This is a genomic window from Streptomyces fructofermentans (genome assembly GCF_014651055.1).
GTDB lineage: Bacteria > Actinomycetota > Actinomycetes > Streptomycetales > Streptomycetaceae > Streptomyces > Streptomyces fructofermentans.
The window spans coordinates 46,276-59,963 of sequence record NZ_BMWD01000008.1; the positions used below are offsets into that span (position 1 = coordinate 46,276).

Consider the following 13,688-nt stretch of genomic DNA (forward strand, 5'->3'; position numbering starts at 1 on the left):
GCCGCGCAAGGTCCTCGGCGCGGTCGGGCAGGTGCTGCCCGAGGCGGCTTCCGCAGGGCCTTCAGGGCAGTTCGGGGAGGTCCTCGGGGAACAGCAGGGTGAGGTCGTCCTTGCTCGGCTCGGCGAGTTGGGCGACCCGACCCGCGTGCCGCTCCACCATGGCCTCGAAGGTCTGGCGCGCCGTGCGGCCGTTGCCGAACGCGGGACCCCTCGGGATCGCCGTGAAGTACGTCAGCAGGGCGTCGGCGCTGCCCTTCCCGAGCCGGTACTCGTGCTCCTCGGCCTGCTGCTCCACGATCCGCAGCAGTTCCTCGGAGCCGTAGTCGCCGAAGGTGATGGTCCGTGAGAAACGCGACGCCACACCGGGGTTGACCGACAGGAAGCGGTCCATCTCGGCGGTGTACCCCGCGACGATCACCACCACGGCCTCGCGGTGGTCCTCCATCAGCTTGACGAGCGTGTCGATGGCCTCCCGGCCGAAGTCCCGCCCGGAGTCCTCGGGCGAGAGCGCGTACGCCTCGTCGATGAACAGGACCCCGCCGCGCGCCCGGTCGAAGGCCTCCTGGGTGCGGATGGCCGTCGAGCCGATGTGCTCGCCGACCAGGTCGACGCGGGACACCTCGACGAGATGGCCCTTCTCCAGGACGCCGAGCGAGGCCAGGATCTCGCCGTACAGCCGGGCGACCGTCGTCTTGCCCGTGCCGGGGGAGCCGGTGAAGACGAGGTGACGGCGCGCGGAGGCGGCCTTGAGGCCGGCCTGCTGGCGGCGGCGGCCCACCTCGATCATGTCGGTGAGCGCCCGCACCTCGCGCTTGACGCTGTCGAGGCCCACCAGCGCGTCCAGTTCGCCGAGGACCGCCTGCGAGGAGCGCGAGGGCTCCTCGGGCTCCGGGACCGCCACGGGCCGGGCCGGCTCGGTGGAGCGCTGGCCGGGGATCGATCCCAGCAGGCCGTTGGTCCCGCCCGCGGTCTGCACGACGGGCTCCGGCACGGGGGCCCGCACTCCGGCGCTCTCGTCGCTCGTGCAGTCCTCGACCACCGGTCCGGTGCCCGAGCCGGGGTCGCCCGCGTCCGCGAACTCGAACCCACCGCGCGAACAGCGTTCCGTACGGCACTTCTTGAGGGTCGTACGGCAGCCGTCGAGCACGTGGAAGCCGTACCCGCCGCTGTCCGTCACACGGCAGCCGTGGAAGCTGCCCCGGCCGCCGGCGGACACGTAGAAGCCGGCCTCGGCCGGCGAGGCGACCGTGCACCGCTCGATGGTGGGGTCGGCGCCCTTGGTGACGATCACGCCCGTCTGGGTGCCGTCGACCGTGCAGTTGGAGAGGGTTCCGCCGCTGCCGTGGTCGCGGAACCAGGCGCCCGTCGCGGCGTCCCGGATCCGGCAGTCGTCGAGCTGGGCGGTGGCTCCGTCGCTCACCGACACGGCCGTGTTGCGGACTTGGGAGATGTCGCTGTCGACGACGTCGGCGCGGGAGCCGCGGTCGAGGACGAACAGGGCGTCCGGCACGTCGTGCACCCGGCACGAGTCGAGCACCACGGTCGCGCCGTCGCTGACCCACACCGCGGGGTAGTCGCCCGTGCTGTCGTGGATCTCGCACTGGTTGGCGTCCACGCGCGTGCCCGGGTCCCACACGGACAGGCCGTTGCGCCCGAACTGCCGCACGGTGGAACGGGTCATGGTGAGGACGGAGCGGGAACGCAGGTCCACCGCGTTCTCCGGGATGTCGTGGATACGGCAGTCGGCGAGCGTGAGCACGGCGTCCGTGTCGAGCGTGACACCGTCGGCGGTCGTGCGGTGCACGTCGCAGTCGGTGAGATGGGCCGTGGCCCGCGCGGTGACCTGCACGCCGCTGCCCCGGACCTCGTACACCTCGCAGCCCACGGCCTCCAGTGCGGACTGCTCACCGGTCACCGACAGGCCGGCGCCCGAGGTGTGGTGCACCCGGCAGCGCTCGAGGCGCGGATGCGCGCCCCCGCGGACCGAGACGCCCGACTGCCCGGCCGCGACGACCTCGCACTCCTCGAACACCCCGCCCCCGCCGTCCAGTACGAGGATGCCGACGCCGGCCGGGTTGTCCACGGTGCAGCGCCGAACCGTCGGGCGCGCGCCCCCGCGCACCTCGATGCCTGCCGCGGAGCGCGTGACGATCCGGACGTCCAGCAGCTCCGGAGTGCCCTCCTCGACGAGCAGCGCGGGGGCGGCCGAGTCCTGGCCCTCCACGAGCAGGTCCTGGACGACCGCCGAGGCGCGCACGGTGAGCGGCACTCCGTCGACGGGCGCGATGCGCACGGAACCCGGGGAGCCCTCCGGGCCGCGCAGCGTCACCGCCCGCTGGACCACGAGGTTCTCCCGGTAGGTGCCGGCGGCGACGGTGAGGACGTCGCCGTCCGCCGCGGCCTCCAGGGCGGCGGCGAGCGATGCGTACTCACCCGTGCGGCGCCGCCACCGCGAGGTACCGGTGTGCGTCACCTGGACCGTGCCCTGTGCCATGGCGCTGTCGTGCCCCCACCTCGTCGTACACGGGTCATGAGAGGCCGTGTTCCCGGCTTCCGGGCGCGTAGGCCCGGCTCACGAGCAACGGGAACAGCCTCTCACGACGGCGCCGAACACTTCGGCCGGTCCACCGTAGCGTGCGCGGGGCCGGCCGGTTGACCGGAGCGAGCAGGCCGTCAGCTGCCGGTGCCCGTCCTGCCCCAGTCCGGCCCGGCCTGGGACCAGGCGCGGTCCCAACCGTCGTACCTGCGGCGCACCATGCGCCACACGACCAGGCGCCGGGAGCCCTCGATGAGCCCCGCGCACAGGGCGGCCGTGCCGAACCCCGCGAGGGCGGCGTGCGCCGAAGCGGCGGCCGGGTCCAGGGGTTCGCCGACCACACGGCCGTGCCCGTCGGTCCACAGCGTGAAACGGTCGCCGCGCTGCGGGGAGTTGAGGGCCGCCATGACCGTGCCGCGGCGCGCGGTGCCGTCCGGCGCCGTCCAGAGGGCGAGCACCCGGCTGTGGGAGTCGCGTCCCGACGCCGTCTCGGGGTCGGGGTCGAGCGGGGTGCGGTCGGCCTTCCTGACGACGGTCGCGTACAGGGGGTGGCGGTCCTCGCGCTGCTCGCGGGCGGACCGCTGGAGGGCGTCATGGGCGCGGCCCCCGACCAGGGTCCCGGCGAGGGGCGCCGCGACGAGGATCAGCAGGAGGGCCGCCAGCGCCAGCCACGCCTCGGCGAGGTCGGTCGCCCGCCGCAGCGGGTTGTCGCGCCAGTGCCGGAGTCCCCAGATGGCCCGCACGGTCCCGCACCCCCTTCCGCACCCTTCCGGTTCTGTGATGGCCCAGCCGGGGGCCGTTCACTCGCCGAGCCGCGGAAGAGAGAGCGACATCACCCCTCGTACCCGTGTCCCACACACGGCCACGGCCTGTCCCGTACGGCTTCGCCGGACGGGTGCGGCGCCGGTGTCAGCGGGCGCGGACCTGTTCGAGGACCGTGACGGGATCGCCCACGCGGATCGTGCCGCCGGACTCAGGGACGAGATTCTGCCCGAAGATCAGCTTGTCGCCGAAACGGCGGTGGCGGGCGAGGGTGCGCAGCGGCTCCCGGCCCCGTTCCGCGGTGCGCTGGTCGGTGGTCGTCACGACGCAGCGGCCGCACATCTTGGCGACCCGGAAGGTGACGTCCCCGACGGCGATCCGCGACCAGTCGTCCTCGGCCCACGCGGTGCCGCCGTCGACCACCACGTTCGGTCGGAAGCGGTTCATGGGGAGCGGTCCCTCATCCGGGCGGTCGCCGTCGGCGATCAGGTCGTTGAGGGCGTCGAGCGACGCGAGCGTGGTGATCAGCAGGGGGTAGCCGTCGGCGAAGCTCACGGTCTCGCCCGGGCGGGCGAACGCCGGGTCGACGGGGCGCTGGCCGGCGGGGTCGGCGAGATGCACGAGGCGCACCCCGACGTTGAGGTAGTCGCTGAACCAGGTGTGCGCGGCGGGGTCGGCGGGGACCGCCTCCACCTTGTCGTTCCAGATCTCGACCGTCGTCGTCGCGGTCGGCGCGGGCACGGGTACGGTCAGCGGCTCGCGGCCGGGCGCGGACAGCAGAAGGCCGCCACCGGGCAACGGCTCGGCGGCGGCCAGCGCCATCCGCGGCTGCGGGCGCTGGGTGACGGCCTTGTCGGTTCCGTCGATCAGCACCCAGCGCCGGTCACCCGCGAGACCCCATGGCTCCACGACGGCCTCGCCCGGGGCGTACCCCGCGGCCGCCTTCAGCGGGTAGACGTGGATCGAGTGCAGCGACTGCTTCGGCATGAGGCCATCCTGCCAGCGGGCACGGACGACCTCGGCCGGGTTCCGTCAGTAGCCGCGGTACTGCTGGTTGTTGTACGGGTCCTGGTACGGCGCGGGCGCGGGGCGGGGCGCCGCGGGGCGCATGGCCTCGTAACCGGTGCCGCCGTTCATCGGGCGCTGCGGCTGCGGGGCCTGGGGCCCGGGGTAGCCGCGCGGCGCGCCGGCCTGCTGCGGGATGTACGGAGCGGCCTGCTGGAGCGGTGCGGGCTGCTGGGCCTGCGGGTAGCCGTACGAGGTGTTCTGGTACGAGGGACCGGCAGGCAGTGCGGGAAGTGCCGACGGGAGGGCGGGGAGGTTGCTGCTGCCCGTGTCGTACGCCGCGGGGACCCGGATCGGGGCGATCTGCGGGGTACCCCGCTCGGCCACGAGGGAGTCGTAGATCGGGGTGTCCGGGAAGGAGGCGGAGTAGTAACCGCCGCCATAGGTGGAGCGGGGGGAGGTCATGGCACATAAGTTAAGCCCACGATGTGCTGGTTGGGGAGACCGATAAGAGGGTTGTTTTCCGTGTCGGCGGTGTCCCGAGATCACTAATCCGAGCGAAATTGGCGAAAAAGGGCGACGGGCGGGCTTGCGATCGTGTAAAGGCCGAGTTCCGAGTGGGTTACCGCCGGTTGGACGGTGATCTCCGGGGCCCGGTCATGGGCCTGCGGCGCCCGGGCCATTAGGTTGGCGCGCAAAGAACCGAAACATCCGACGATGCGCGGTCCTGCGCGGAGACACTCGATGGGGGCGGACATGTCCATGCCTAAAGGATCGAACGTGCCGGTGCCTACGGCCGGGCTGCGGGTCGAGCTGGGGTGGGGGACCGGGCCGGGCGTGCCGGACACGGACGCCTCGGCCCTGCTGCTGGCGTCCGGGAAGGTCCGCTCCGACGCGGACTTCGTCTTCTACAACCAGCCCTCGCACTCCTCGGGCGCGGTGCGCCACGAGGGCAAGCAGAACGCCGGCGGCCGGGTGACCGACACGCTCTCGGTCGACCTCGCGCGCGTGGAGCCCGAGATCGAGACCGTGGTGCTCGCCGCGTCCTCGGACGGCGGCGCGTTCGGGCAGGTGCCCGGGCTGTACATCAGGGTCCTGGACGGCCAGGGCGCGGAGATCGCGCGCTTCGACAGCACCGGCGCGAGCGTCGAGACGGCCTTCGTGCTCGGCGAGTTCTACCGCCGCCAGGGCGCCTGGAAGTTCCGCGCCGTCGGACAGGGCTACAGCAGCGGCCTCGCGGGGCTGGCCACGGACTTCGGGATCACGGTCGACGAACCGCAGCAGGCCGCGCCGCCCGCCCCCGCGGCGCCCGTGGCACCGCCGGTCACCGTCGCCCCGCCGGTGGCCCCGCCCGCCCCGCCGGCTCCCCCCGCCCCGCCCTCGACCCCCGTACGCCTCACCAAGGTCACGCTCACCAAGGAAGCGCCGTCCGTCTCGCTGACCAAGCAGGGCGGCACGTCCGGCGTGATGCGCGTGAACCTGAACTGGCAGGTGCGCAAGCAGTTCTCCGGGTGGCAGAGCAAGCTGGGCCGGGCCATCGCGATGCACTCGGACCTAGACCTCGACCTGTGCGCCCTGTACGAGCTGGTCGACGGGAGCAAGGGCGTCGTCCAGGCGCTGGGCAACGCCTTCGGCGCACTGCACCAGCCGCCGTTCATCCACCTCGACGGCGACGACCGCACCGGCGCCGTGTCGAGCGGCGAGAACCTCAGCATCAACCTCGACCACACCCAGTACTTCCGCCGCATCCTCATCTTCGTGACGATCTACGAGGGCGCGCGGTCGTTCGCGGACCTGGACGCCACGGTCACCCTCCAGCCCCTCAACGGCGCTCCCGTCGACTTCTCCCTCGGCGAGTGCACCGTCCCGTCCACGGTGTGCGCCCTCGCCCTCATCACCAACACCGGCAACGACCTGGTCGTGCAGCGCGAGGCCCGCTTCCTCGTCCCCGAGCGCGGGGTCAGTCCTCAGCGCACGGTCGACTACACCTACGGCTGGGGCATGAACTGGACTCCCGGCAGGAAGTGACGGCGGCTCCCACCCGTCCGTCCCGGGGCGCCCCGACCGGAATCGGGTCGCGGCGCCCCGGGCGCCTTCGGGGCGGGGAGCGTGTCGCGCCCGGCCGTCAGGACGTCTCCGCCGGACCCGGCTCGGGCGCCGCGTCCGGCCGGGCGTAGGTCCGGCCCTTCCATGCCGCGCCGCGCCCCCTGTAGTGCTGCACCGCGGAATCCACCGTCATCAGGAGATAGAGGAACGCGGTGAGGGGGAGCAGCGGCGCGAGCAGTGGCGGCTGCCGGTAGTGGCGCAGCATCGGCAGGTACGTCGCCGTCATCAGCAGCCACGCGAGGCCGCCCGCCGTCGCCGCGGCGGCGTCGCCCCCCAGCAGGCCGGCGCAGAACGCGACGGGCGGCACCAGGTAGACCACGGTGAGTCCGGCCACCGTTCCCGCCAGCAGGGCGGGGCTGTGCCGGAGCTGGGCGTAGGCGCTGCGCGAGACCATCCGCCACAGGTCGCGCAGCCGCGGGTACGGGCGCACGCTGTCGACGCGTTCGGCCAGGCCCAGCCAGATGTGCCCGCCCGAGCCCTTGACCGCCCTCGCGAGGGCCACGTCGTCGATGACGGCCTGCCGGATCGAGTCCGGGATGCGGGCCCGCTCCGCCGCGTCGGCGCGCAGCAGGACGCATCCGCCGGCCGCCGCCGCGGTCGCCGACCCCCGCACGGCGATCCGCCGGAACGGGTAGAGCTGGGCGAAGAAGTAGACGAAGGCCGGCACCACGAGCCGCTCCCACACGCTCTCCACCCGCAGCCGGGCCATCTGGGAGACGAGGTCGTAGTCCCCGGTACGGGCCGCGGCCACCAGCTCCCGCAGACTGTCCGGCGCGTGCGCGATGTCGGCGTCGGTGAGCAGCAGGAACTCGGGCGCACGCGCGCGTGCCAGGCCGATCCCGTGGCGTACCGCCCAGAGCTTGCCCGTCCAGCCCGCGGGCGGCTCCCCGGGCGAGTCCACGGTGAGCGGCAGCCCGCCGTGGCGGCGCGCCAGCTCGCGGGCCAGGTCACCGGTGCCGTCGGAACTGCCGTCGTCGACGAGGAAGACCTCGGCCCGGCCCGGGTAGTCCTGCGCGAGGAGGGAGGGGAGGCTCTCGGCCAGGACGGCCGCCTCGTCGCGCGCGGGGACCACCACGCAGACGGACGGCCAGACGTCCGGATCCCGGCGCGGTGGCAGCCGCACGTCCGTGCGCCAGAAGAAGCCCTGGCCTAGGAGCAGCCACAGCCAGGCGGCCAGTGATCCGACAGCGGTCCACGCGAGGGCGCTCACCCGTCGAAGTCTGCCCCACCGCCGGGGCCCGGTGAGGCGGATCGTCTATGGTGACCGGGTGAAGATCGCGCTCATGGACTCCGGCATCGGACTGCTCGCGGCGGCCGCCGCGGTACGTCGTCTACGGCCCGACGCGGAGCTCGTTCTCTCCTCGGACCCCGGCAGCATGCCGTGGGGACCCCGTACTCCGCAGGACGTCACCGCGCGCGCCCTCGCCGTCGCGGAGGCCGCCGCGGCCCACCGGCCGGACGCCCTGATCGTCGCCTGCAACACCGCCTCCGTGCACGCGCTGCCGGCCCTGCGTGACCGCCTGGAGCCCGGTGTGCCCGTCATCGGTACCGTCCCGGCGATCAAGCCGGCGGCGGCCGGCGGCGGGCCCGTCGCCATCTGGGCCACTCCGGCCACCACCGGCAGCCCGTACCAGCGCGGTCTCATCCGTGAGTTCGCCGGCGGCGTGGACGTCACCGAGGTGCCCTGCCCCGGCCTCGCCGACGCCGTCGAGCACGCGGACCGGGCCGCGGTCGACGCGGCGATCGCGGCCGCCGCGGAGCGCACCCCCGACGGCGTGAGGGCCGTCGTCCTCGGATGCACGCACTACGAGCTGGTCGCCGAGCGCATCCGCGCCGCCGTCCAGCGGCCCGGTGCCGTGCCGCCCCTGGTGCTGCACGGATCGGCAGGCGCCGTGGCCGCGCAGGCGCTGCGCCGCATCGGACAGGGACCCGCCCCGGACGCCCCCGCGCACGGCGGCCTCACCGTGCTGCTCTCCGGCCGCGAGGGCGCGCTGCCCGCGACCGCGCTCACCTATGACGAGGGCACCCTGCTCCAGGCGGTCGGCTCCGCGCGCTGAGCCCGATCGGCGGGGCGCTGCCACGCCGTCCACCGCGTCGCGCCCCCCGCGTCCGCCCGCAGCGGGTCGCCGGCCTCCGCGCGTCGCCCGGCGGACGCGTCTCGTCCACCCGGAGCAGTCACGGTGCGCGACCCGGTGCCGACGGAGTGGAACCTGAGTACGCTCTAGCCATGAGGGAGCACCCCCAAGGCCCAGAGGGCGCCGTCGAGGCCCCGCATGCCGAGGTCTGGCACGGTCGTGCCTCAAGTCGTGTGCAGTGGCTGCTGGCGTGCACCGGCGCCGCGTGCCTTGCCCTGGGCATCGAGCTGGCCGTCGACTCGGCGTGGACGTCGGGCGAGGCCGCGCTCGTCATGGCCGTGGTCGGCTGCATCGCCGCCGGTCTCCTGGTCCTGTTCGGGACGCTCGCCTTCGTCCATGTCGCCGTCAGGGTGGACGACGACTGCCTGGAGGTGCGCTGCGGCCACATGGGCCTTCCGCGCCGCCGCATCCCCCTGTCGAACATCACGGGCGCCGACTTCGCCCCGTGGGTCACCCCGCGCCAATGGGGCGGCTGGGGCTACCGCTGGCTCCCCGACAAGGGCACGGCCGTGGTGGTCCGGCGCGGCGAGGGGCTGATCCTGCGCCTCGGCGACGGCCACACGTTCACGGTCACGGTGGACAACGCCGAGGCGGCCGTGCTGGTCATCCGCCGCAGGCTGAAGGCCGCCACCCCGGGCCCGGCCCACTGATTCCGTCCTCCTGCCGGGGGCGGGACGCCGGCCGAGCACCGGCACCGCACGCCGAATGAGGGTCGGGCACACCGGGCTCGGGCCTCCCGCGCACCGCCGCCGGGGCACCCACGCTGGGCGGGTCCGGCACCCGGGCCGCAGGCTCACCGGACGGGGGCCCGCGCACCCGCCGTCGTGCTCCGCGCCGGTTCGTCCGGCAGCGGGCGGGCCGTGGCCAGACCCGCCAGCAGACCCGCGCCCGCCGTCACCGTCGTGAAGCTGAGCGCGTTCCCCACCGCCGCGATCGCGGCGAGCGCCGTCAGCGCGGCTCCCGCGGTGAGCACCACGGGAGTGGGCCGCGGCGAGCGCCACAGCGCGTAGAGGATCCAGCAGAACACCCCGGCGAGCAGGATGACGCCGACCAGTCCCTGCTCGACCGCCTGCTGGAAGGGCGCCGAGTGGGGTTTGCCGTCCAGCAGCGGCGACCGGGTGACGGTCGGGCTCAGCTCGGCGAAGCGTCCCGGGCCCACCCCGAGCCCCGGTTCCCGGCGGGCCAGGTCGAGCGCGTCGTGCCACAACTGCACACGTTGCTGGGTGAGCTGCCCCTCGAGGGACGTGGTCAGACCGTCCGGCAGCGCGTTCTCGGCCACCGCCCAGGTCCCCCCGGTCACCAGGGCCGCGGCCAGGGCGAGGCCGCCGAGTGCCGGGGTGCGGCGCCGCACGCGGTGGGCGGCCAGGGAGCACAGCAGCACCGCGAGGCAGGCCGCGAACCCCGCCGTCGATCCCAGTACCGCAGCGGCCACGGCGACACCGACCGCCGCCGCACGCAGTGCGAGCCGCAGCGCCCTCGGACGCGCGGCCCAGGCGGCGCAGCACGCGGCCCCCGCCGAGAGGGTCAGCAGAGCGGCGGTGGCGCCCGTCTGCCCGAGGGGCGAGGCCACCTGGGACGCGGCGCCGGTGTGCGGGGCCGCCACCGCCAGGCCGAGGGCCGCGAGCGCGCCCGCGCACGGGGCGGCGACCGGAAGCAGGACTCCGCAGATGCGTCCCGAGGCGTAGCCGGCGGCCACGGCGAGGACCGCGAGAAGCACGCCCTCGGGCCGTCCGCCCTGTGCGCCGGCGGTGATCAGGGACCAGGCGGCGCAGGCTCCGAGCACGGCGGCTCCGGCCCCGTCCGCCAGGCCGCGTCTGTCGTGTCCCGACGCCTGACCGGCTGCTGACGCCATCCCCGTGGACCCCACCCCGCCGCCCCCCGACCTGTGACGGGCCCCGACCGCCCGACCGGACAGGCCCGTTCGTCAGAGGCTCGGGCACACCGTAACGGGTGATGCGCCGGTTTGTGCACGAGTTGCGCAGAAACGATGCGGCGGGGGAGCGGGACGGGCGGCCCGGGCGGCGAGGGCCTCGCTGTCGGTGCCGCCGTCACGCGCCGTACACTCCGGGAGTGACCGCCACAGCAACCTCCGTAGACGAGCCGGATCAGCTCGAACCGCAGGCCCGGCCCCTGTCGCGCGGGGCGCGGCTGGCACGCGGGCTCGTCCCGGCCGCCGCCGCGGCACTCTCCGGTGTGCTGCTCTACGTGAGCTTCCCGCCCCGCACCCTGTGGTGGCTGGCCCTGCCCGCCTTCGCCGGATTCGCCTGGTGCCTGCGGGGCCGCTCCTGGAAGGCGGCGCTCGGACTCGGATACGTGTTCGGCCTCGGCTTCCTGCTCCCGCTCCTCGTGTGGACGGGCGTGGAGGTCGGCCCCGGACCGTGGCTGGCGCTGGTCGTCATCGAAGCGGTGTTCGTCGCCCTGACCGCGGTGGGCGTCGCCGCCGTGTCGAAGCTGCCCGGCTCGCCTTTCTGGGCCGCCGCCCTGTGGGTGGCCGCGGAGGCGGCACGCGCGCGTGCGCCGTTCGGCGGCTTCCCCTGGGGCAAGATCGCCTTCGGCCAGGCGGACGGCGTGTTCCTGCCGCTCGCCGCGGTCGGCGGCACCCCCGTCCTCGGCTTCGCGGTCGTCCTGTGCGGCTTCGGCCTGTACGAGGTCGTGCGGCAGGCCGTGGAGGGACGGCGCACCGGCGCCGTGCGGCGCGGGCCCGCGGTCGCGGCGCTGCTCGCCCTGCTCCTGCCCCTGGCCGGCGCCCTCGCCGCGCGGCCGCTCGTCTCCGACAAGGCCGAGAACGGCACCGCGACGGTCGCCGTCATCCAGGGCAACGTGCCGCGCGCGGGCCTCGACTTCAACGCCCAGCGGCGCGCCGTGCTCGACCACCACGTGCGGGAGACCGAGCGCCTGGCAGCCGAGGTGCGGGCCGGGAAGGTCGCGCGGCCGGACTTCGTCCTGTGGCCGGAGAACTCCTCCGACATCGACCCGTTCGGCAACCCGGACGCCTACGCCGTGATCGACGGGGCCGCCAAGGCCATCGGCGCGCCGATCTCGGTCGGCGCCGTCGTCGAGCGGAACGGCAGGCTCTACAACGAGCAGATCCTCTGGGACCCGGAGAAGGGGCCCGGCGCCACCTACGACAAGCGCCAGGTCCAGCCGTTCGGCGAGTACCTCCCCATGCGCTCGCTCATCGGCGCCATCAACGGGGAGTGGACCTCCATGGTCCACCAGGACTTCAGCCGGGGCAGCGAGCCGGGCGTCTTCCGCATGGCGGGGACGAAGGTCGGACTCGCCACCTGCTACGAGGCGGCCTTCGACTGGGCCGTGCGCGACACCGTCACCCACGGCGCCCAGCTGATCTCCGTGCCGAGCAACAACGCCACCTTCGACCGCAGCGAGATGACGTACCAGCAGCTCGCCATGTCCCGGATCCGCGCCGTCGAGCACAGCCGCACCGTCACCGTGCCGGTGACCAGCGGCGTCAGCGCCGTGATCATGCCGGACGGCCGGATCACCCGGCACACCGGGATGTTCGTGGCCGACTCGCTCGTCCAGGAGGTGCCGCTGCGCAGCTCCGAGACGCCGGCCACCCGGTTCGGCATCGCCCCGGAGATGCTCCTGGTGCTGGTCGCGGCGGGCGGCCTCGGCTGGGCGGCGGCCGCGGCGGTGCGCGGCCGGCGCGCCGGTGACCTGTAGCCGTACGCCCGCCGTGCGCGGCCCACGCCGCTCGAAGGGCGGGAACCGGGCCGGTTAGGGTCGGTCCATGGCTACTCCCGACTTCATCCGAACACTCCGGGCCACCGCGGGCCGGCAGCTCCTCTGGCTCCCCGGAGTCACCGCACTCGTCTTCGACGACGCGGACAGAGTGCTGCTGGGCCGCCGTACCGACACCCGGAAGTGGGCGGTGGTCGGAGGCATCCCCGACCCGGGCGAGCAGCCCGCGGCCTGCGCCGTGCGGGAGGTCTTTGAGGAGACGGCGGTGCGCTGCGTCGTCGAGCGGGTCGTGCTGGTGCAGGCACTGGAGCCGGTCACCTACGACAACGGCGACACATGCCAGTACATGGACATCACCTTCCGCTGCCGGGCCGTCGGCGGCGAGGCGCGCGTCAACGACGACGAGTCGCTGGAGGTGGGCTGGTTCCCGCTCGACGCGCTCCCGGAGCTGAACGAGTTCGCGCTGTTCCGGATCAAGCAGGCGCTGTCCGACGAACCCACGTGGTTCGACCCCATGTCCTGAGTCGCAAGTGTGGGTGCCGACCACATCGGTCGAGGGAGTGCCGCTGCCTAGGGTCGGGGCATGACCGCGCCCGGCGCCCTCGCAGGCCCTTCCACCCCGTCCCTCGACCTGGGCGGCCGCACCGCCCTCGTCACCGGAGCCGCAGGAGGCATCGGCCGCGCGTGCGCGCTGCGGCTGGCCGCCGCCGGGGCGAAGGTCCGGGCGGTCGACCGGGACGCCCGGGGACTGGAGGAGCTCGCCGAACAGTCCGCGGGCCTGCCCGGCACGGTCGAACCGCACGTGCTCGACCTCACGGACCTGGACGCCGCCGAATCGGCCGCCGCGGGCACCGACGTCCTCGTCAACAACGCGGGACTCCAGCTCGTGCGCCCCATCGAGGAGTTCCCGCCCGACACCTTCCACACCGTCCTCACCGTGATGCTGGAGGCCCCGTTCCGGCTCATCCGCGGGGCGCTGCCCCACATGTACGGACAGGGCTGGGGCCGCATCGTCAACGTGTCCTCCGTCCACGGACTGCGCGCCTCCGCGTTCAAGTCGGCGTACGTGGCGGCCAAGCACGGACTGGAGGGACTGTCCAAGACGGCCGCGCTGGAAGGCGCCCCCCACGGGGTCACCTCGAACTGCGTGAACCCCGCCTATGTGCGCACCCCCCTGGTGGAGAGGCAGCTCGCCGACCAGGCGGCCGCCCACGGCATCCCCAGGGAGCGGGTGCTGACCGAGGTGTTGCTCCAGGACAGCGCCCTCAAGCGGCTCATCGAACCGCACGAGGTCGCCGAGGCCGTGGCGTACCTGTGCGGTCCCTCCGCGTCCTTCGTCACCGGGACCTCCCTGGTGCTCGACGGCGGCTGGACCGCGCACTGAGCACGGGTCGTCCACAGGGCTGGTCAGGATGTCGGTGCGACGGGTAATCCTGGTGGAC

General features: G+C 74.2%; 12 protein-coding genes. 6 read left to right on the forward strand and 6 right to left on the reverse strand.

Going from position 1 to position 13,688, the window contains the following annotated elements; all coding sequences use genetic code 11:
* Positions 1–61 precede the first annotated feature (61 nt).
* From IE265_RS13515 to IE265_RS13530, 4 genes are all read right to left on the reverse strand, one after another.
* Entirely contained in the window at positions 62–2,494 is a 2,433-nt protein-coding gene (locus tag IE265_RS13515; protein WP_190035757.1) for a right-handed parallel beta-helix repeat-containing protein, read from the reverse strand.
* Positions 2,495–2,673: 179 nt separating this feature from the next.
* Entirely contained in the window at positions 2,674–3,279 is a 606-nt protein-coding gene (locus IE265_RS13520) for an Rv1733c family protein (protein WP_190035758.1), read from the reverse strand.
* Between the two features lie 166 nt (positions 3,280–3,445).
* The gene (locus tag IE265_RS13525; protein WP_190035759.1) at positions 3,446–4,285 is read right to left on the reverse strand and encodes an MOSC domain-containing protein; all 840 of its coding nucleotides are present in this window, start codon (positions 4,283–4,285) and stop codon (positions 3,446–3,448) included.
* 45 nt (positions 4,286–4,330) lie between these two features.
* Entirely contained in the window at positions 4,331–4,768 is a 438-nt protein-coding gene (locus IE265_RS13530) for a DUF6643 family protein (protein ID WP_190035760.1), read from the reverse strand.
* Between the two features lie 279 nt (positions 4,769–5,047).
* Between IE265_RS13530 and IE265_RS13535 the strand changes: the two genes are divergently transcribed.
* The gene (locus tag IE265_RS13535) at positions 5,048–6,331 is read left to right on the forward strand and encodes a TerD family protein (RefSeq protein ID WP_190035761.1); all 1,284 of its coding nucleotides are present in this window, start codon (positions 5,048–5,050) and stop codon (positions 6,329–6,331) included.
* A 97-nt stretch (positions 6,332–6,428) separates the two neighbouring features.
* Here IE265_RS13535 and IE265_RS13540 read toward each other — a convergent pair whose 3' ends face one another.
* Positions 6,429–7,619, reverse strand: coding sequence for a glycosyltransferase (locus IE265_RS13540; RefSeq protein WP_190035762.1), 1,191 nt, complete (start codon positions 7,617–7,619; stop codon positions 6,429–6,431).
* Between the two features lie 58 nt (positions 7,620–7,677).
* On the opposite strand from IE265_RS13540, the gene IE265_RS13545 reads away from it, so the two are divergent.
* Together IE265_RS13545 and IE265_RS13550 are read left to right on the forward strand one after the other, a co-directional pair.
* Positions 7,678–8,466 carry a glutamate racemase gene (locus tag IE265_RS13545; RefSeq protein WP_190035763.1) on the forward strand — a complete coding sequence of 263 codons (789 nt, stop codon included), beginning with the start codon at positions 7,678–7,680 and terminating at the stop codon, positions 8,464–8,466.
* A 170-nt stretch (positions 8,467–8,636) separates the two neighbouring features.
* Complete coding sequence (locus IE265_RS13550; RefSeq protein ID WP_190035764.1) at positions 8,637–9,194, forward strand: hypothetical protein; 558 nt, start codon at positions 8,637–8,639, stop codon at positions 9,192–9,194.
* 143 nt (positions 9,195–9,337) lie between these two features.
* Here IE265_RS13550 and IE265_RS13555 read toward each other — a convergent pair whose 3' ends face one another.
* A complete protein-coding gene (locus tag IE265_RS13555; RefSeq protein ID WP_190035765.1) occupies positions 9,338–10,396 on the reverse strand; it encodes an O-antigen ligase family protein in 1,059 nt (352 codons plus the stop codon).
* Positions 10,397–10,614: 218 nt separating this feature from the next.
* Between IE265_RS13555 and lnt the strand changes: the two genes are divergently transcribed.
* The 3 genes from lnt to IE265_RS13570 all read left to right on the forward strand — a co-directional run bounded on the left by lnt (position 10,615) and on the right by IE265_RS13570 (position 13,630).
* Complete coding sequence (gene lnt / locus IE265_RS13560; RefSeq protein ID WP_190035766.1) at positions 10,615–12,228, forward strand: apolipoprotein N-acyltransferase; 1,614 nt, start codon at positions 10,615–10,617, stop codon at positions 12,226–12,228.
* Positions 12,229–12,295: 67 nt separating this feature from the next.
* Complete coding sequence (locus IE265_RS13565) at positions 12,296–12,769, forward strand: NUDIX hydrolase (RefSeq protein WP_190035767.1); 474 nt, start codon at positions 12,296–12,298, stop codon at positions 12,767–12,769.
* Positions 12,770–12,829: 60 nt separating this feature from the next.
* The gene (locus IE265_RS13570; protein WP_190035768.1) at positions 12,830–13,630 is read left to right on the forward strand and encodes a 3-hydroxybutyrate dehydrogenase; all 801 of its coding nucleotides are present in this window, start codon (positions 12,830–12,832) and stop codon (positions 13,628–13,630) included.
* The last annotated feature ends 58 nt before the right edge of the window (positions 13,631–13,688 follow it).

What these genes read in the sequence shown, in the direction of transcription:
- IE265_RS13515 (WP_190035757.1), bottom strand. Translation starts at nt 2,494, where the DNA reads ATGGCACAGGGCACGGTCCAGGTGACGCACACCGGTACCTCGCGGTGG.
- IE265_RS13525 (WP_190035759.1), bottom strand. Translation starts at nt 4,285, where the DNA reads ATGCCGAAGCAGTCGCTGCACTCGATCCACGTCTACCCGCTGAAGGCG.
- IE265_RS13530 (WP_190035760.1), bottom strand. Translation starts at nt 4,768, where the DNA reads ATGACCTCCCCCCGCTCCACCTATGGCGGCGGTTACTACTCCGCCTCC.
- IE265_RS13535 (WP_190035761.1), top strand. Translation starts at nt 5,048, where the DNA reads ATGGGGGCGGACATGTCCATGCCTAAAGGATCGAACGTGCCGGTGCCT.
- IE265_RS13550 (WP_190035764.1), top strand. Translation starts at nt 8,637, where the DNA reads ATGAGGGAGCACCCCCAAGGCCCAGAGGGCGCCGTCGAGGCCCCGCAT.
- IE265_RS13555 (WP_190035765.1), bottom strand. Translation starts at nt 10,396, where the DNA reads ATGGCGTCAGCAGCCGGTCAGGCGTCGGGACACGACAGACGCGGCCTG.
- IE265_RS13565 (WP_190035767.1), top strand. Translation starts at nt 12,296, where the DNA reads ATGGCTACTCCCGACTTCATCCGAACACTCCGGGCCACCGCGGGCCGG.
- IE265_RS13570 (WP_190035768.1), top strand. Translation starts at nt 12,830, where the DNA reads ATGACCGCGCCCGGCGCCCTCGCAGGCCCTTCCACCCCGTCCCTCGAC.